Here is a 17,974-nt window from a genome sequence, read left to right as displayed (position 1 = left end):
CCCGGCGTGCGCGGGATGCGCGGTCCGCCTGCGATGGACGTCAGAGCAGTACAACGTCGAACTGTTCCTGCAGGTACTGGTCGTCGGACTGGAAGCGGATCGACTTGCCGAGGAACTCTTCCAGCTCGACGACCGCTGCCGATTCCTCGTCGGTGATCATCGACACGACCTTCGGCGATGCGATCACCAGCAGGCGATCGGCCTCGAACTGGCGCACCGCGCGTACGATCTCGCGGAAGATCTCGTAGGTCACCGTCTCCACGGTCTTGACGATGCCGCGTCCACCACAGGCGCCGCAGGCTTCGCCGAGCTGGCGCTCCAGACTCTCGACCGTGCGCTTGCGGGTCATCTCGACCAGACCCAGCGGCGAGAAGTCGTAGACCGTGGTCTTGGCATGGTCCTTGGACAGCGACTTCTCCAGTGTGCGCAGCACCTGCCGCTTGTGCTCCGGGTCCACCATGTCGATGAAGTCGATGATGATGATGCCGCCCAGATTGCGCAGGCGCAGCTGCCGCGCCACCGCCTGCGCCGCTTCGAGATTGGTGCGGAACACCGTCTCCTCGAGATTGCGCTGGCCGAGGAACGATCCGGTGTTGACGTCGACCGTGGTCATCGCCTCGGTCTGGTCGATGACCAGATAACCGCCCGACTTCAGCGGCACGTCCTTCTTCAGCGCACGCTGGATCTCGTCCTCGACGCCATACAGGTCGAAGATCGGCCGCGTGCCGGTGTAGCTCTCGATGCGGTCGACCAGACGCGCCTGCTCGGCCGGGCCCGGCGCCGGCAGGTACTGCGCGGCGAAGATGCACAGCTTCTCGTAGGTGTCGCGCGAATCGACCTTGACCTTGTCGACATCGCGGCGCATCAGGTCGCGCACGGCGCGCATCGGCAACGTCAGGTCTTCGTAGACCCGCGTGCCCACGCGCGAGTCGCCGGTGGTGTGTTCGATCAGCGCCCAGGCGCGCTGCAGGTAGGCGATGTCGTCGGCCAGCGCCTCGGCACTCTGGCCTTCGGCATTCGTGCGCACGATGTAGCCGTGGCCGCCGGTCGCCGCGGCGAGTTCGGAGACCAGGGTCTTCAGCCGCGTGCGCTCGACATCGTCCTCGATCCGCGCCGACACGCCGACCACGCGCGACTGCGGCAGCAGCACGAGATAGCGCGACGGGATGCTGATCTGCGTGGTCAGACGCGCGCCCTTGGTGCCGATCGGATCCTTGACCACCTGCACCACGATGTCCTGCCCGTCGCGCAGCAGTTCGTTGACCGGCAGCGTCGGCGTGGCCGGTGCAAGCGCACTGTCGCCGCCGCCCTCGCCGTCGTTGCCGGTCTGCGGCGGGCGCATCACGTCGTTGGCATGCAGGAACGCCGCGCGCTCCAGGCCGATGTCGACGAAGGCCGCCTGCATGCCCGGCATCACCCGCTGCACCTTGCCCTTGTAGATGTTGCCGACCACACCGCGACGCCAGCCGCGTTCGATGTGCAGTTCCTGCAGCATGCCGTTTTCGACCACCGCCACGCGGGTCTCGCGCGGGGTCACATTGATCAGGATCTCTTCCGACATGTCCGGGTCACGCCTCGTGGTCATGGGTGGCGAAGGGCTGCGGTTGCAGTCCGAACGAGCGCAGCAGCGCCGCGGTCTGTTGCAGTGGCAGTCCGATCACGCCCGAATGACTCCCAGCCATGCGGGTGACAAACAGTTCCGCGCCGCCCTGGATCGCATACGCACCGGCCTTGCCGTGCGGCTCGCCGCTGGCGACGTAGGCGGCAATGGTGTCGGCGTCGAGCACATCGAAGGTGACCTGGGTGATCACCGTCGCCTCTGCCTGCCGGCCGGAGGCGGCCAGCACCACGGCCGAGATCACCTGGTGCGTGCCGCCCGACAGGGCCTGCAGCATACGGATGGCGTCGGCGTCGTCGCGCGGCTTGCCGAACACGACACCGTCGAGCACGACTTCGGTATCGGCGCCGAGCACGACGGCGTCGCCCGGTTCGCCGGATTCGGCGAGCGCCTGCAGCCCGGCGCGCGCCTTGTCGGCGGCCACGCGCAGCACGTAATCGGCAGCGGATTCGCCGGGATCCTGGACCTCGGGCACGTCGACATCGACCCGCCCGAAGGGCAGTCCGAGGCGGGCCAGAAGATCGCGGCGGCGGGGGGATTGCGAAGCCAGATGCAGCATCCGGAAAGGATACCGTGCGAGCGGTGTCCGACCGCCGGCTGAATCTGCGTAACCCCGGGCCGGCTCACGGGCCGTTCACCGGTGCGTGACGACCCTTGTTCATCTCAACGGAGCCTCGAATGCACCTGATCCCCCGCCCCCTGCTGCTCGCCTGCGGCCTCGCTCTCGGAACCCTGACGATGACCGCCAGTGCCCAGCCCGCCACGCACCACGCCGCACCGAGCGATGGCACGCTGCTGTCGATTTCGGCCCAGGCCGAGGCCAGTCGCGCGCCCGATATCGCCACGCTCTCGACCGGTATCGTGACCCAGGCCGCCGACGCCAACGCGGCGATGCGCGCCAATGCCGAGCAGATGTCCAGGCTGATGAGCGCGATCAAGGCCGCCGGCATCGCCGAACGCGACGTGCAGACCTCCGGCATCAATCTCAGCCCCCAGTACCGTTACGCGGAGAACGAGGCACCGGCGATCACCGGGTACCAGGCCAGCAACACGGTCAACCTCAAGGTCCGCGACATCGGCAAGCTCGGCCAGGTACTCGATGCGCTGGTCGCCAGCGGCGCCAACCAGATCAACGGCCCGACGTTCGAGATCGAAGACGCGGACGGCGTGCAGGACCTGGCACGTGCCGACGCACTGAAGAAGGCGCAGGCCCGGGCCGAGGTCTACGCGGCCTCGCTGGGCATGCAGGTGCGCCGCATCGTCAGCATCAGCGAAGGCGGTGGCTTCCAGCAGCCGCGCCCGATGATGGCGATGCGCGCCATGGCTGACAGTGCCCAGGCCACCTCGGTTTCACCCGGCGAAACCACGCTGTCCGCCAATCTGGACGTCGTTTTCGAACTCGGACGCTGACATGAGCCAGAACAGGACCACCCCGGAACCGCCGGTCAAGCCCGGGCAGAATCCCGGATACCCGGAGAAGAACCCGAACGACAAGGGTGACGCCCAGCAACCGGCCGACACCGGCGAGCACAATCCTGACGATGGCGGCCTCGACCGCGAGCCGGAGAGCATGCCGGAGGATTGAGTCACCGCACGCCAGCGCATCGACAGGGCCCGCCATGTGCGGGCCCTGTCGTATCCGGCCGATCCAGGTCCGCGCGCGTGGCGTCCCGTAGTCCGGCGTTTCGACGGTTTCGCGCGACGCCCCCCTTGCCGGCGATCCATCGGAGCGGTCCGTTCGTCGGGACGGTCTTGTCCCCATGAAACGATCGGCGCAGGTTCGAGGCGAACGATGCGACGGCGCGGCTGGCCTTCGACCCCATGGCCACCGCTGCCACGTTGACGCTTCCACGGGCCGTCCGGCCCGCACACAGGAGGTGGTGCATGGTGCTGCAGCCCATTGGTCCCCGCATGCGCGGACCCGTCCAGGAACCGTCGCGTCCCGATGCCGTGCGCATCGTCGGACTCAGCGGCACCCTCGCCCTCAACGCCATGTTGTTCATGGTCCTGCTGGTGCCGGCCAGTCGCGACGCGCTCGATGACGCCCTGCCCGAACTCAAGCAGGAATTCGAATGGATCGTCCCGCCCCCGCCGAAACCCGAACTGCCGCCCGAGCGTGTGGAAGTCGTGCAGCCGCGCAGCGCACCGTCGCCGGTCGTGCCGCAACAGCCGGTGCCGCGAACCGCACCGGTCGACGTCGCGGTCGTCGTCGATGCGGGCACCCTGCCCGCCTTGCCGACCGTCGACGGCCCGCCGGTCGATGTCGCGCCGACCGTGATCGACACCACGCCGATCTCCGGCATCGCCCTGCAGTACGCGAATGCGCCCGCGCCCGACTATCCGCGTGCAGCGCTGATTGCCGGCGCCGAAGGCGTGGTGCTGCTGGAGATCCGTGTCGGCCGTGACGGTCGCCCGCTCGACGTGCGTCTGCATCGCGGCAGCGGCAACCGCGAACTCGACCGCGCCGCAATGCGCCACGTGCAACGGCACTGGACGTTCCAGCCGGCAATGCGCGATGGCGTGCCGGTGGAGGCGATCGGGCTGGTGCCGATCGCGTTCAATCTGTCGCGGGGGTGAAGCGGAGGCTGTCCCGTCACTCGCAGGTCGGGGTGGCGGGCTGCGCCGCCAGTCGCGCGACTAGAGAGCCCGGACGCGGCCTTTCACGCCTCACCGTGATTGCGTGCAGGCCGCTGTCGCATCGGAAGTCGATCGGCTGCGACTGGAGCCAGCTGGTCCAGCGTGGCCTCAGGCCCGGTGATACGGATGATTCGCCAGCATCGCCGCAGCGCGATACACCTGCTCGGCGAGCACCAGGCGCACCAGCATGTGCGGCAGCGTCAGCGGGCCGAGTGACCAGCGCTCGTCGGCGCGGGCCAGGACATCCGGGGCGTGGCCTTCCGGCCCGCCGATCAGGAACGCGAGATCACGCCCCTGCATGCGCCAGTGTTCCAGACGCTGCGCGAGATCTTCCGAGGAATGCAGGCGGCCACGGCCGTCGAGTGCGACCACCAGCGCGTCGCGCGGGATGGCGGCAAGCACGCGCGCGCCCTCGTCGGACATCGCGCGCACGGTGTCGCGGCCCTTGCCGCGCAGGCCGGGCTCGACTTCGATCAGATCCAGCGGCAGCCAGTGCGACAGCCGCTTGCGGTACTCGGCGAACCCTTCGGCCACCCATGCGGGGGCGCGTTCGCCGACGGCGATCAGTTTCGCTTTCATGTCGCCCGGCTCATCACACATCGCGCCCCGACCAATGTGCCGGGACGCCGCCGCGATCAGGCATCGCGACGCGGACCGCGCTCGTCTTCCGGCGGCTGGTCGCCGACGGTCCACAGACGCTCGAGCGCATAGAACTCGCGCACGCGCGGCAGCATCACGTGGACGATGACATCGCCCAGGTCGACGAGCACCCACTCGGCCTCGCGCTCGCCTTCGACGCCCAACGGCTGGCAACCGAGCTTCTTGGCGTGCTTGACGACTTCGTCGGCGATCGATTTGACGTGGCGGCTGGACGTGCCCGACGCGATGACCATGAAATCGCAGACGCTGCTGCGGCCACGCACGTCGATGTCGATGACGTCGACGGCCTTGATTTCTGCGACGGCCGCGCGGGCCACTTCGAGCAACGCATCCGGGGACGGCGGCGGCTCGGGCAGGCGGGTCTTGATGACGTGTGCGGGATTGGACAAAGGTCTGGCTCTGAAAGTGCGGCGGAAATTATAGCGGAGCGCGGGCTGCCGCCCCGTACAACCCCTTCTCGTGGATGAATGCGGCCACCGCGGAGGGCAGCTGACCACCAGTTGGGGCGCCTGCCGAGAGCTGGGCGCGGATCGCGGTTGCCGAGACGTGGGACAGCGGCTGATGCAGGCGCAGCACCCTGCCGGCGGGCTGCGACTGGAGGTCTGCGGCGTCGCGGGTCCAGCGATCCTGCAGCGCATCGGCAAGCTCCGCCGGCAATTCCGCGTCGAGCGCACTGCCCGACCGCTCGGCCATCACCAGATGCGCGAGCACGAACAGATCGCGCCAGCGGTGCCAGTCCGGCAGCCCGAGCAGGCTGTCGGCGCCGACCAGCCAGGCCAGCGGCGTCGACGGACCGAGTGCGTTGCGCAGTTCGGCCAGTGTGTCGACGGTGTAACTGCGGCCCTGACGTTCCAGTTCGCGGCAATCGAGCACAAGGCCCGGCACGCCGTCGATCGCCAGCGCGACCATCGCCGCACGCGTCGCGCCGTCGGCACCGGGCGGTGCACGATGCGGCGGATCGCCGGCCGGCATCAGATGGACCGTGCACGCCAGCGCATCGCGCGCGGCGCAGGCGATCGCCAGATGCCCGTTGTGGATCGGATCGAAGGTACCGCCGTAGACGAGGTGCAGCGCCATCGCAGCCGGTCAGGCGGCCAGCAGAGCGCCCGCGCGCGCGTCGGCCACCGCGACCAGCAGACGCTCCAGCGCGAGCCAGCCGTCGACGGGATCCACGCCCCAGCGGCCACGGCCCTTGGCGATGCGGTCGACGCGTCCGGCCTCGGCGACGAAACGCACCCAGCGCGCTTCGGGATGCCGCTGCAGCGCGCGCCGGTATCCCGCCTGGCGGGCATCCCAGATGCGCTGCGCCTTGAATTCGTTGGCCATGTTGCCGCCGCGGGCCTGCACCTGCGCCAGCTGCGCGGCGCGCGCGAGCTCCATGACCACCATGCCCATCAGCGCCGGAATCGCCGCACCCTCGGCGCGCAGGCCCGCGAGCATGCGCACGACCTGCGCCGGCTGGCCGTTGAGCGTGGCATCGAGCAGGCGGAACACGTCGAAGCGCGCGGCATCGGCGACCAGCGCCTGCATGCGCGGCCCGTCTAGCGTGCTGCCATCGGCGAGCAGCGCGAGCTTGTCGACTTCCTGCGCGGCGGCCAGCAGGTTGCCGTCCACGCGTTCGGCCAGCTGCTGCACGGCGGCGCGGTCGGCCAGCACATTGCGGCTGCGCAGGCGCGCCTCGATCCAGCTTTCCAGTTCGTGCGGCTTGACCTGCCAGGCGACCACGAGATGGCCGATGCCGGTGATCGCCTCGCTCCACTTGCCGCCGTGCTGCCGGCTCCATTCGCCGCCGGTGACCAGCAGGGTGACGTCGGATGGCGGGTCGGCACAGAAACCGCTGATGACCGCAGCGCCATCCTTCCCGGGCTTGGTCGTCGGCAGGCGGATCTCGACCAGACGCCGCGAGGCGAACAGGCTCGGCGCGCGGAATGTGGCCTCGACCGCATTCCAGTCGATGTCGCGGCCTTCGGGTTCGAACACTTCCCGCTCGGCGACGCCCTGCTCGCGTGCGGCAGCGCGCACGGCATCGGCGGCTTCGAGCACGCGCAGCGGCTCGGGGCCGGCGATCAGATACGCCGGACGCAGCGGCTCACGCGCGAGCTGCGCGGGCAGGCGTTCGGGGGTCAGTTCCACGACGGGCGCAGACCGTGCACGGACGGGCTCACTCGCGGACGCGTTCCTGGGGATTGCGGAACACCGCGTCGATGCGACGGATGATCGAGGCGGTCATCTCGCGCTCGAGTTCGCGCGACAGCAGCTCACGCTCGGAATCGGCACCGATCGAATCGGTCGGCGGCGACAGATAGTCGCGGGCGAGTTCGATCGCCTGCTGCGGCACGATGTCGCGTCCGTCGGCATCGCGCATCGAGAACACCACCGCGTAGCGCAGCGTGTATTCCTGCGCGCGGCCCTGCGCGTCGAGGCTGGCCGGCAGTGAAGCCCAGCGCTCGGACTGGATGTTGAGCGTCGCGACGTCGGTCGCGCGGGGCTCGGCGATTTCCGCGCCGGCCGCGGCCAGCGCGCGCTCGACGGAGCGGGCCAGGCGGCTGTAGGGATCGCTGGACACGATGTCGACCGGGCCGAGGTTCGGCGGCAGTGTCAGCGCATTGCGCAGATGGAAGCCGCAGGCCGAGAGCGTCAGCACGAGGGCGACGAGGGCCAGAGGCAGGAAAACCGGTCGGAGGATGCGCATGGGCGGAGTCTGGACGAGGGGGACAGGGCCGGCAAGCGCCGCGCGCGGAGCGCGGCGACGCCGGGTTCAGCCGGCGACGATGTTGACGATCTTGCCCGGCACGACGATGACCTTGCGCACCGTCAGCCCGCTCAGGAACTTCATGACATTGGGCTCGGCGAGTGCCATTGCCTCGACCGCGTCCTTCGGCAGGTCGACCGCGACCTCGATCGTACCGCGCAGCTTGCCATTGACCTGCACCGCGAGCGTCAGCGCATCGCGCTCCAGCGCGGCGGGATCGGCCTGCGGGAAGGTCTGGTCTTCGAGCAGCGTCTCGGCGTGGCCCAGCACCTGCCACAGCGTGTGCGCGATGTGCGGGGTGATCGGGTTGAGCAGCAGCACGATAGTCTCGAACGTTTCCTGGCGCAGCGCGCGTGCGTTCGCATCGGCCTCGTCGAACTTGCCGACGTGGTTGAGCAGTTCCATCACCGCGGCGATCGCGGTGTTGAAACTGTGGCGACGGCCATAGTCGTCGCCGACCTTCTGGATCGCCTCGTGCAGCTGGCGACGCAGGGTCTTCTGCGCGGGCGTGGCGGCGGCGACATCGAACGCACCGGCCTCACCACCCTGCACGTGCTTCTGCACCTGGTTCCACAACCGGCGCAGGAAACGCGACATGCCTTCGACGCCGGCCTCGTTCCACTCCAGCGACTGCTCGGGCGGGGCCGCGAACATCGAGAACAGGCGTACGGTGTCGGCGCCGTACTTGCCGATCATCGACTGCGGATCCACGCCGTTGTTCTTCGACTTGGACATTTTCTCGGTGCCGCCGATCGAGACCGGCTGGCCGTCGATCTTCGACGTCGCGCCGGTGATGCGGCCCTTGTCGTCGCGGACGATCTCGACGTCGGCCGGGTTGATCCAGTCCTTGCCGCCGTTGTCGAGCTCCCGATAGAACGTATCGGCGATGACCATGCCCTGGGTCAGCAGGTTGATCACCGGCTCGTCGCTGCGCACCAGGCCTTCGTCGCGCATCAGGCGGTGATAGAAGCGGAAATACAGCAGGTGCAGGATCGCGTGCTCGATGCCGCCGATGTACTGGTCGACCGGCGTCCAGTAGTCGGCGCGGTCATCGACCATGTCGGCCGCGCCCGGCGAGGTGTAGCGCGCGGTGTACCAGCTCGACTCCATGAAGGTGTCGAAGGTGTCGGTCTCGCGTTCGGCCGCGCCGCCGCAGGTCGGACACGTGGTCTTGCGCCACTCGGGATTGGACTTGATCGGCGACTGCACGACGCCCGGATTGGCGAACGCGTCTTCGACATCCTCGGGCAGCAGCACGGGGAGCTGGTCTTCGGGCACCGGCACCGCGCCGCAGGCGTCGCAGTAGATCACCGGAATCGGGCAACCCCAGTAGCGCTGGCGGCTGACGCCCCAGTCGCGCAGGCGGAAGTTGACCTTGCGCGCGCCGCGGCTTTCGGCCTCGAAGCGCGACGCCAGTGCATCGAGCGCCTGCTGGAAATCGAGACCGTCGAGCTCGCCGGAATTCACCAGCCAGCCGCGATCGGTATACGCACCCTCTTCGGCGATGCGGCGCTCGAAGGACTCGACGACCTGCACGGCCGCTCCGGTGTCGTAGACGTCCAGCGACGCGCCGCCGCCGAGCGCGGACTGCATCGGATCGGTATGCGTGGCGCGGTCGCGGCCGATTTCCTCGAGCGCATCGCGCACGTCGGTCGGCACGACGACCATCCGGATCGGCAGGCCGTAGGCCTTGGCGAATTCCCAGTCGCGCTGGTCATGGCCGGGCACGGCCATGACCGCGCCGGTGCCGTAGCCCATCAGCACGAAGTTGGCGACCCAGACCGGGATTTCCTCGCCGGTGACCGGATGGATCGCGCGCAGGCCGGTGTCCATGCCGCGCTTGACCTGGGCCTCCAGCTCGGCCTCGGACACGCCGCCCTGGCGCAGGTCGGCGATGAATTCCGCCAGATCCGGATTGGTGTCGGCCGCGCGCATCGCCAGCGGGTGCTCGGCGGCGACGGACACGAAGGTCACGCCCATCAGCGTGTCGGGGCGCGTGGTGTAGACGGCGAGTTTGTCGTCGCTGCCGGCCACGTCGAACGCGAACTCCAGGCCTTCGCTGCGACCGATCCAGTTGCGCTGCATGGTCTTGACCGAATCCGGCCAGCCGCCAAGGGTGTCCAGTCCGTCGAGCAGTTCCTGCGCGTACGCGGTGATCTTGAGGAACCACTGCGGAATCTCGCGCTTTTCCACCAGCGCGCCCGAGCGCCAGCCGCGGCCATCGATGACCTGCTCGTTGGCGAGCACGGTCTGGTCGACCGGATCCCAGTTCACGACCGAGTTGCGGCGGTAGGCCAGGCCTTTCTTCATCAGCCGCACGAACATGCGCTGCTCGTGGACGTAGTAGTCCGGCGCGCAGGTCGCGAATTCGCGGCTCCAGTCGATCGCATAGCCCAGCGACTGCAGCTGGCTGCGCATGTGCGCGATGTTGGCGTAGGTCCACTTGGCGGGCGCGGTCGCGTTCTTGATCGCGGCGTTCTCGGCCGGCAGGCCGAACGCATCCCAGCCCATCGGCTGCAGCACGTTCTTGCCGATCATCCGCTGGTAGCGGCTGATGACATCGCTGAGCGTGTAGTTGCGCACGTGCCCCATGTGCAGCGCGCCGGATGGATACGGCAGCATCGACAGGCAGTAGTACTTCGGCTTGTCGGCCCGTTCCGTGACCTCGAACGCGCGGGTCGACGTCCAGAAGGTCTGGGCATCGGACTCCACCGGAGTGGGCTGATAGGCGTTGGGATCGACGACGACGGGTTCGCTGGACACGGGACACTGCTGGATGCGGAAACAGCCGGAAAGCCTACCCCAGCGCGATCGGCGCCGCCATTCGGACGCTGCCGTGACGGGGGCCCGCGACGCGCCGCCCGCAGCCTGACTAGAATGGTCGTACGCGTCGACGAGCCCCGCAGCCCTTGCCCGTTTCCAGCTCCAGGCTCTCTCCCTACCGGCTTCATGCCTTCGCGCTTGCCCTGATGCTGATGCTCGGGGTCGGCGTCGCGAGTGTGTGGGGCGTGGTCAACCTGCGCAGCAGCAATGCGTGGATCGAGCACACCTACGAGGTCATCAACCGGATCGAGGTGGTCGAACGCGCCGTCCGGAGCACGGAGGCGAATGCGCGTGCCTATCGGCTGACCGGGCATCCGGACTTCCGCAGCCTGTATCTGGTCTCGGCCGACGAGGTGAACCGGGCGACCGGGTCGCTGGCGATGTCCATCCGCAACAATCCGGTGCAGGACGCCCGCAACGCGCAACTGCGCGAGGCGGTGCAGGTCCATCTGGCCGAATTGCGGCGGCTCTACGACCTGCAGGAGAGCCAGGGCGCCGACGCGGCGCGCATCGCGACCGATTCCACGCTCGCGCTGCGCCAGTGGAGCGAGTTCGATGCGATCAGCAACCAGATGCGTCGCCAGGAACTGGAACTGCTGGATGAGCGCAAGGCCCGCAGCACCCGCTACGCGCAATTGCTGAACGCGATCGTCGTGCTGGGCATGCTGATGTCGGTCGCACTGATGGTCACCCTGATGACCAGCGTGACCCGCGAGAACCGGCGTGCCCGCGCGCTCGAACTCGAGGCGCGCGGCGTGGCGCACGAAATGGCGCTGAGCATGGCCCACGCGGACCGGCTGTCGCACCAGCGGCACGAACTGAGCCGGTATTCGGGGCTGCTGCAGAGCTGCGAAACCGTCGAGGAGATCGTGCAGCTCTCGATCGACACCATCCAGCGGCTGCTGCCCGACGCCAGCGGCCGGTTCTACCTGTTGCGCGCGTCCCAGAACTATCACGACAGCGTGGCCGCTTTCGGCGATGCGCTGATCAGCAACGCGGATTCCCTGTTGCCGGGCGATTGCCTCGCGCTGCGACGCAGCCAACCGCACGAGGTCACCGGCAGTGCGCGGCGCCAGTTGACCTGTGCCCACCTCGACTCCGGCATGCCGGGGCCCGACGTGACCGCGCTGTGCCTGCCGCTCAATGCGCAGGGCACGTCGATCGGTCTGCTGCACGTCAGCGCGCCGACGCTGCAGATCGATCATCGCGAGGCCATCGACGAACTGATCGGCCAACTCGCGGAACACCTGGGCCTGGCGATCGCGAACCTGCAGTTGCGGCAGACCCTGCGCACGCAGTCGTTGCGCGACCCGCTGACAGGCCTGTTCAACCGGCGCTACCTGGAAGAGAGCCTGTCGCGCGAACTGCAGCGCTGCGAGCGGCGCGGCCTGCCGCTGTCGGTGCTGATGCTCGACGTCGACCATTTCAAGCGCTTCAACGACACCTACGGCCACGCCGCGGGCGATGCGCTGCTGGGGCAGATCGGCCGTCAGATCCAGACCGGCGTCCGCGCCGAGGACATCGCCTGCCGCTACGGCGGTGAGGAGTTCACGGTCGTGATGCCCGAACTCGACGCCGCCGGCGCCTGCGCGCGGGCCGAGCAGGTCCGGCGCGCAGTGGAAGTCGCCACCGTCCAGCATCTGGGCCAGCCGCTGGGCCCGGTCACGATGTCGATCGGCATCGCCACCTGTCCCGCCGACGGCAGCACCCCCGAACTGCTGATGCAGATGGCCGACGCCACGCTCTACCGGGCCAAGGCCGAGGGGCGGAACCGGGTGCTGCACGCGTCTTTCGTCAGCTGATCCACGGCGCCGCCAGGCGTGCTTCAATCCGGGATCTTCTCCGCGGATGTCCCCATGCGCCCTTGCCTTCGAGCCCTGCCCGCCGCCCTGATCGCGTCCGCCCTGCTGCCCGCAGCGGCCAGTGACACCACACAGACCGCGATCCATTGCGAGCGCCTGTTCGATGCACGCAGCGGCCGCGTGCTCGGCGAGCACACGATCCTCGTGCAGGACGGCCTGATCCGCGAAGTGATCCCGGGCCGCGCCAAGCTCGGCGGCGACGTCGCATCGATCGTGCTCGGCGACCGCACCTGTTCGCCCGGCTGGACCGATCTGCACGTGCACCTGGGCTCGCAGTCCAGCCCGGCGAGCTACTCGGAAGGCTTCCGCCTCGATCCGGTTGACTACGCGTTCCGCGCGGTCGGCTACGCCGAGAAGACGCTGTCGGCCGGCTTCACCACCGTGCGCGATCTCGGCGGCGAGGTCAGTCCGCACCTGCGCGATGCGATCAACCAGGGCCTGGTGCCGGGGCCGCGGATCTTCGCCGCCGGCAAGTCAATCGCCACCACCGGCGGCCACGCCGATCCGAGCAACGGCTACAACTCGATGCTCTCGCATCTGGTCGGTCCGCCCGGCCCGACCGAGGGCGTCATCAATTCGATTGACGACGCGCGCCAGGCCGTGCGCCAGCGTTACAAGGAAGGCAGCGACGTCATCAAGATCACCGCGACCGGCGGCGTGCTGAGCTATGCGCGCAGCGGCGATGCGCCGCAGTTCACCGTCGACGAGGTGCAGGCGATCGTCGACACCGCCAAGGACTACGGCTACCGCGTCGCCGCGCACGCGCACGGCACCGAAGGCATGAAGCGCGCGGTGCTCGCCGGAGTGACCAGCATCGAGCACGGCACCCATATGGACGACGAGGTCATGCGGCTGATGAAGCAGCGCGGCACCTGGTACGTGCCGACGATCTACGCCGGCCGCTTCGTCGCCGACAAGGCGAAGGAGCCCGGCTATTTCCCGGAAGTCGTGCGGCCGAAGGCGGCGACGATCGGCGCGCAGATCCAGGACACCGCGGCGCGCGCGTATCGCGCCGGCGTGCCGATCGCGTTCGGCACCGATCAGGGCGTCGGCCCGCACGGCGACAACGCGCGCGAGTTCCTCTACATGGTCGAGGCCGGCATTCCGGCGGCATACGCGCTGCAGTCGGCGACGCTGCACGCGGCGACCGTGCTCGGCGTCGACGACCAGGGCGTCATCGAGCCCGGCAAGCGCGCCGACATCATCGCGATGCCGGGCGATCCCGTCGCCGACATCAATGCGGTGATGGGCGTCGATTTCGTCATGACGGCCGGACGCGTGCATCGCAGCCCGGACGACGCGGCGCCCGTCATCGACTGAAGGCGTATGCCCGCGCCCGCCTTAGTGCGGGCGCGGCAGGCGCCACGCCAGCAGCAGCGTCCAGCTCCACCAGCACACCAGCACCACGCGCGCACCGAGCTGATCGCCGGACAGCGACGGCAGCAGCAGGCACAGCGCCACCAGCGCGCAGATGACCAGCGACGGCCAGCGCACCGCGCGCAGCGCGATTCCGGCCATCAGCGCACCCGCAGCGAACGCCAGGTTCCAGACCATCCACGCCGTGGCATGCCAGCGGCTGGCGCCGGCATCGAGTTCGTTCGGGTCCAGCGTCCAGATGCCCTGCGCCGCGAATGCCAATGCGGCCAGCAGCAACAGGCGCAGCGCGATGCCGGCGCCGAGCCCCGCGTCCGGCAGCCTTGCGCGCAGCCGCAATGCGGCGAACGCGACGAGGAGACCCGGCCCGATCCACGCCAGCAGATTGAACAGCCACGCAAGCGGCATGCCTCGCGCGCCCGACCAGGCCAGCGGCGCACCCGCGGGTACGCCGGTCATCACAGCAAACAGCAGCAACGCCAGCAGCGTGCAGGCATGCGCGCCGGCGACCAGCGGACGCAGCCGCCCGCCGCTCACGCCGCCCACCGGAACACGCCTTCGACGCCGGTACCGAACGTCCGCGCGATGCGGAACGCGAGTTCCAGCGACGGCGCATAGCGCCCCGCTTCCAGCGCGATGATCGTCTGCCGCGTGACCTGGCAGGCATCGGCCAGCGCCTGCTGGGTCATTTCGCCATGCTCGAAGCGCAGACGGCGGATCTCGTTGGCGATGGGGGTGCCGGTCATCGGACGCGGCTCATCGACGGTTACGCGCGTAGGCCAACGCGACTGCCGAGTGGGCCGCAAGATTGGCGACGATCACGCCCAGCAACAGCACGCCCGGCAGGCGCAGTTCGACATCCAGCAACAGCGCGCGCGATGCCGGCAAGGCCACGGCGAATGCCAGCCCGACCGCCCATGCACTGGCGACCCACCGGAACGCACGGTCGCCCTGCGCCAGGAACACCGCATCACGTTCGTCCTCGAGCACGCCGCTGCGGCGCTCGGCATCGGCCAGCGCACGACGCCGGAACCAGTGCGACAGCATCAGCACACCGACCACGCTGGCCAACGGGAACGGGCTGGGGTCGATGACGCCCGTCAGCAGCGTCCAGACCGAGAGACAGGCCGCGCCGAGCGCGGCACCGCGTGCGTAGCGCTCACCGAACGCCTGGACGTGGGGCTGCAGATGATCGACCGCCATACGTGTCTCCTCCAACGGACATCAGGTCAAGAAGAATTTACATTCCGACCCGACCATGTCAACTATTTTTGACATGGTTGTATCCTGCAGATCCGTCGCCATCCTTCGGGATCGCGCCCGGCGCATTCCTTCTTCAACGGATTCCCGCATGCTTCTCGACGGCAACGCCCCCGCTCCCGCTGCACACCCGCATGTCTTCGACGCGACCACCGAGACCTTCGAGGCCGAGGTCCTGCAGGCGTCGTTGCAGACCCCGGTCCTGATCGATTTCTGGGCCGAATGGTGCGGCCCGTGCAAGTCGCTGGGACCGGTGCTGGAAAAGCTCGCCGGCGAATACAACGGTGCGTTCGTGCTGGCCAAGGTCGATGTCGACAAGGAACAGCAGATCGCCGCCGCTTTCCAGATCCGCTCGGTACCGACCGTGTTCCTTCTGGTCGGCGGCCAGCCGGTTGACGGGTTCCCGGGCGCGCTGCCCGAGGGTGAAATCCGCGAGTTCCTGAAGAAGCACGGCATCGAGCCGGCCGAAGGCGGTGCGACCGTCGATGACAGTGCGCCTGCTCCGCTCGATCCTGCGGCCGAGGTCGCGCGTCTGCGCGAGGCCGTGACCGCCGAGCCGGACAAGGCCGAGCTGCGCCTCGACCTCGCACTGGCCCTGCTGCAGACCGGCGCCGCGCGCGAAGCCGAAGGCCTGCTCGACGGCCTGCCGGCGAACCTCGCCACCGACGACCGCACGGTGAAGGCACGCGCGCGCCTGGATTTCGCCACCCTGCTCGCCGACGCGCCGTCGGCCGACGCGCTGCAGGCGGCGATCGCCGCCGACCCCGCCGATCTCACCGCGCGCCACCAGCTGGGCGTGCGGCATATCGTCGGCGGTGATGCCGAGGCCGGACTCGAGCAGTTCATCGAGATACTCACGCGCGACCGCGACTTCCAGGACGGCCTGGCGCGCAAGGCGCTGATCGACGCGTTCCGCGTCGTCGACGATGCGGCGCTGGTCGGCCGCTACCGCCGCAAGATGGCCTCGCTGCTGTTCTGATCCGCAGGTCCGCCGCATTCCGTACAGCGGCGTATGGCAAGATCGGCGTCCCCTCGCCGATCGCCCGCCCATGACGCCGCGCCGTTTCCGCCTGCTGATGAACCTGTGGCCGCCGTTCCTGTTTTCGGGCATCCGCGTGACCCGGATCGACGACGGCTTCCGGCATGCGCGCGTCGAACTGCGCCAGCGCTGGTTCAACCGCAACTACGTGGGCACGCACTTCGGCGGCAGCCTGTTCGCGATGACCGATCCGTTCTGGATGATCATGACGCTGCGCGCGCTCGGCAAGGACCACGTGGTCTGGGACAAGGCCGGCGAAATCGAGTTCATTCGCCCCGGCCGCGGCACCGTGTCCGCTGCCTTCGATCTCGACGGCGCGACGGTCGAGGCGATCCGGACCCTCACCGCCGACGGCAGCAAGCACCTGCACTGGTTCACCACCGACGTGGTCGATGCCTCGGGCGAACTGGTCGCCCGCGTGCGCAAGCAGGTCTACGTGCGCCGCAAGCGGCGCAGTGGTCAGTCCGGGGCTGCGGTCGATTCGACAAGGTAGGCCGGCAACGGCAACGACCAGGTCGCACCGTTGCTGGTGTCGTACTGCACGATCTCGAGCGAACGTCCGTCAGCGGTGACCGTGATGTCACGCGCGGGACTGCGCAGCGCAGCAGGACGGCGTGCGAGGCGTTCGGCGAGCGTGCCGTCATCGGGCTGGTCGCGCAGCCAGGCGAGCGTGCCGAGCAGTTGCAGGCGGGCGCGATGGTCCAACGTGCGGTTGCCGTAGCGGACATAAGTGGGCCCGACGTCGGCGAATCCGCAACCGGCGCTGTTTGCGACACAGTCGAATTGCTGCCAGGCGGGGCGCTGCGTTCCGCTCGCGATGAAGGGCTCGTCGCGCTGGAGTACCTCCGCATCCCTGGCGCATGGCTCTGCAATCCGTTCGGCCATCAGAAGGCGGAAGTTCCGGGGATCGAAGACCAGCCAGCTCCACCCACCCGACGGGTAGATCTCCGGTGTGGCGATCGCCACGCCTGTAATCCATGCGAATTCTCCACGCATCGCCGGGCACACCGATGCTTCCTGCACCGTGGGCGCCGCAAGCGCGCCTTCGCAGCTGGCCGGAAGCGCCACCCCGCGCGGAAGCCCGGTCAGCATGTCCGCCAGCAGCGCGCCGTATCCACCGGTCGCCAGCGATGTCCCGACCGACTGCACAAGCAGCAGGTCGCTGTTCGCACCGATGCGACGCATCGTGGCGAGGTCGCGGCAGGTTGCTTCGATCGCCGACAGCTGTTCTCCCCTTGCGAACTGGACCGCATGCGCGGTGACAGGCCAGGTCAGCAAGGTCGTGTGCGGGAACGGGACTCGATAGTCGTAGGGCAGACGCGACTCGAAATGGCTGTAGGCCGACAACGCTTCGACACGCTCGATCAGCTTGCGGTTTTCCTGCACGAGCGATGCGTAATCGTCGAATGCAGCAGACACTTTGCCCAGACACGTCGCGCCGCTGAAGCTGCAGGACCCCACCACGCTGCGGGCAGGCGCCAGAGCAGGGTGACGCGCGGCGGCACTCGTGAAAGAAAGCAGTGCGTCCGGCTCGCGCGTCGCATCTGCCAGCACGCGCATGTCTTCGTCGACAACCGACGCGAACTTCGCGGCCGGCACGTCATAAGCCAGCACCCAGATCGCATCGAAGGCGTTGCGTCCTTCGAACGCATTCGGCGCTTCCAGCAGCTCCAGTGCCGCGCGTTGCTCCGGTGTCGGTCCACGCAACCGCGACCACGTCCATAGCGCCGCGAGCACCAGTACCACCACCAGCAGTCCCACACCCGACCACTTCAACCAGCGCATACCCGCCTCCCCTGATCCGCGTCCTGCGAACCGTCAGTCTGCCATTACCCGTGGCCTGTATGCGACGGTCCGACAGGCAAGCCGACCCCGTCTACAGAGGCTCGACAGGTATCCTGTCTCCCGCGCCAGATCCTGCGCCCGTTGCATCGTCGCACCCACATGCG

At 68.7% G+C, this 17,974-nt stretch carries 19 protein-coding genes; 7 read left to right on the top strand and 12 right to left on the bottom strand.

What is annotated here, in order from left to right:
• Positions 1 to 40 precede the first annotated feature (40 nt).
• A complete protein-coding gene (gene rng, locus AC3A4E_RS07760; protein ID WP_487632040.1) occupies positions 41 to 1,561 on the bottom strand; it encodes a ribonuclease G in 1,521 nt (506 codons plus the stop codon).
• Between the two features lie 7 nt (positions 1,562 to 1,568).
• The gene (locus AC3A4E_RS07755; RefSeq protein ID WP_487630929.1) at positions 1,569 to 2,177 is read right to left on the bottom strand and encodes a Maf family protein; all 609 of its coding nucleotides are present in this window, start codon (positions 2,175 to 2,177) and stop codon (positions 1,569 to 1,571) included.
• 119 nt (positions 2,178 to 2,296) lie between these two features.
• Here AC3A4E_RS07755 and AC3A4E_RS07750 point away from each other — a divergent pair, with 119 nt between their 5' ends.
• The 3 genes from AC3A4E_RS07750 to AC3A4E_RS07740 all read left to right on the top strand — a co-directional run bounded on the left by AC3A4E_RS07750 (position 2,297) and on the right by AC3A4E_RS07740 (position 4,195).
• A complete protein-coding gene (locus AC3A4E_RS07750; RefSeq protein ID WP_487630928.1) occupies positions 2,297 to 3,028 on the top strand; it encodes an SIMPL domain-containing protein in 732 nt (243 codons plus the stop codon).
• A gap of 1 nt (position 3,029) precedes the next feature.
• Positions 3,030 to 3,203, top strand: a complete 174-nt coding sequence (locus AC3A4E_RS07745; RefSeq protein WP_487630927.1) for a hypothetical protein — start codon at positions 3,030 to 3,032, stop codon at positions 3,201 to 3,203.
• A 326-nt stretch (positions 3,204 to 3,529) separates the two neighbouring features.
• Complete coding sequence (locus AC3A4E_RS07740) at positions 3,530 to 4,195, top strand: energy transducer TonB (protein ID WP_487630926.1); 666 nt, start codon at positions 3,530 to 3,532, stop codon at positions 4,193 to 4,195.
• Between the two features lie 168 nt (positions 4,196 to 4,363).
• Here the strand turns inward: AC3A4E_RS07740 and rlmH are convergent, their stop codons facing one another.
• From rlmH to leuS, 6 genes are all read right to left on the bottom strand, one after another.
• Entirely contained in the window at positions 4,364 to 4,834 is a 471-nt protein-coding gene (gene rlmH, locus AC3A4E_RS07735; RefSeq protein ID WP_487630925.1) for a 23S rRNA (pseudouridine(1915)-N(3))-methyltransferase RlmH, read from the bottom strand.
• A 56-nt stretch (positions 4,835 to 4,890) separates the two neighbouring features.
• Complete coding sequence (gene rsfS, locus AC3A4E_RS07730; RefSeq protein WP_310152743.1) at positions 4,891 to 5,304, bottom strand: ribosome silencing factor; 414 nt, start codon at positions 5,302 to 5,304, stop codon at positions 4,891 to 4,893.
• A 28-nt stretch (positions 5,305 to 5,332) separates the two neighbouring features.
• Entirely contained in the window at positions 5,333 to 5,992 is a 660-nt protein-coding gene (gene nadD / locus AC3A4E_RS07725) for a nicotinate-nucleotide adenylyltransferase (RefSeq protein WP_487630924.1), read from the bottom strand.
• Between the two features lie 9 nt (positions 5,993 to 6,001).
• A complete protein-coding gene (gene holA / locus AC3A4E_RS07720; RefSeq protein ID WP_232137750.1) occupies positions 6,002 to 7,048 on the bottom strand; it encodes a DNA polymerase III subunit delta in 1,047 nt (348 codons plus the stop codon).
• Between the two features lie 28 nt (positions 7,049 to 7,076).
• Positions 7,077 to 7,607, bottom strand: a complete 531-nt coding sequence (locus AC3A4E_RS07715; RefSeq protein WP_487630923.1) for an LPS-assembly lipoprotein LptE — start codon at positions 7,605 to 7,607, stop codon at positions 7,077 to 7,079.
• 66 nt (positions 7,608 to 7,673) lie between these two features.
• A complete protein-coding gene (leuS, locus tag AC3A4E_RS07710; protein WP_487630922.1) occupies positions 7,674 to 10,430 on the bottom strand; it encodes a leucine--tRNA ligase in 2,757 nt (918 codons plus the stop codon).
• Between the two features lie 146 nt (positions 10,431 to 10,576).
• Between leuS and AC3A4E_RS07705 the strand changes: the two genes are divergently transcribed.
• Both AC3A4E_RS07705 and AC3A4E_RS07700 read left to right on the top strand, forming a co-directional pair.
• Positions 10,577 to 12,292 (top strand): sensor domain-containing diguanylate cyclase, encoded by a 1,716-nt coding sequence (locus AC3A4E_RS07705; RefSeq protein ID WP_487630921.1) that lies wholly within the window; start codon positions 10,577 to 10,579, stop codon positions 12,290 to 12,292.
• A 54-nt stretch (positions 12,293 to 12,346) separates the two neighbouring features.
• Positions 12,347 to 13,672, top strand: coding sequence for a metal-dependent hydrolase family protein (locus AC3A4E_RS07700; protein ID WP_487630920.1), 1,326 nt, complete (start codon positions 12,347 to 12,349; stop codon positions 13,670 to 13,672).
• A 21-nt stretch (positions 13,673 to 13,693) separates the two neighbouring features.
• Here the strand turns inward: AC3A4E_RS07700 and AC3A4E_RS07695 are convergent, their stop codons facing one another.
• The 3 genes from AC3A4E_RS07695 to AC3A4E_RS07685 are packed head-to-tail and all read right to left on the bottom strand — an operon-like array spanning position 13,694 to position 14,929.
• Entirely contained in the window at positions 13,694 to 14,272 is a 579-nt protein-coding gene (locus tag AC3A4E_RS07695) for a hypothetical protein (protein ID WP_487630919.1), read from the bottom strand.
• Positions 14,260 to 14,472 (bottom strand): helix-turn-helix transcriptional regulator, encoded by a 213-nt coding sequence (locus AC3A4E_RS07690; RefSeq protein ID WP_232137756.1) that lies wholly within the window; start codon positions 14,470 to 14,472, stop codon positions 14,260 to 14,262. Before AC3A4E_RS07690 ends, AC3A4E_RS07695 begins: the two co-directional genes overlap by 13 nt.
• Positions 14,473 to 14,482: 10 nt before the next feature.
• Positions 14,483 to 14,929, bottom strand: coding sequence for a hypothetical protein (locus AC3A4E_RS07685; RefSeq protein ID WP_487630918.1), 447 nt, complete (start codon positions 14,927 to 14,929; stop codon positions 14,483 to 14,485).
• A gap of 148 nt (positions 14,930 to 15,077) precedes the next feature.
• Between AC3A4E_RS07685 and trxA the strand changes: the two genes are divergently transcribed.
• Positions 15,078 to 15,965 carry a thioredoxin gene (trxA, locus tag AC3A4E_RS07680; RefSeq protein ID WP_487630917.1) on the top strand — a complete coding sequence of 296 codons (888 nt, stop codon included), beginning with the start codon at positions 15,078 to 15,080 and terminating at the stop codon, positions 15,963 to 15,965.
• Positions 15,966 to 16,035: 70 nt separating this feature from the next.
• Positions 16,036 to 16,518, top strand: coding sequence for a DUF4442 domain-containing protein (locus tag AC3A4E_RS07675; protein WP_487630916.1), 483 nt, complete (start codon positions 16,036 to 16,038; stop codon positions 16,516 to 16,518).
• On the opposite strand, the gene AC3A4E_RS07670 is transcribed toward AC3A4E_RS07675, so the two are convergent.
• Positions 16,485 to 17,810: a hypothetical protein gene (locus tag AC3A4E_RS07670; protein ID WP_487630915.1), complete on the bottom strand. Its 1,326-nt coding sequence runs from the start codon at positions 17,808 to 17,810 to the stop codon at positions 16,485 to 16,487. The two genes, AC3A4E_RS07675 and AC3A4E_RS07670, sit on opposite strands and share 34 nt — an antisense overlap.
• Positions 17,811 to 17,974 lie beyond the last annotated feature (164 nt).

The organism is Luteimonas sp. Soil_N_1, assembly GCF_057656255.1.
This window is presented reverse-complemented; position numbering and strand designations above follow the sequence as displayed.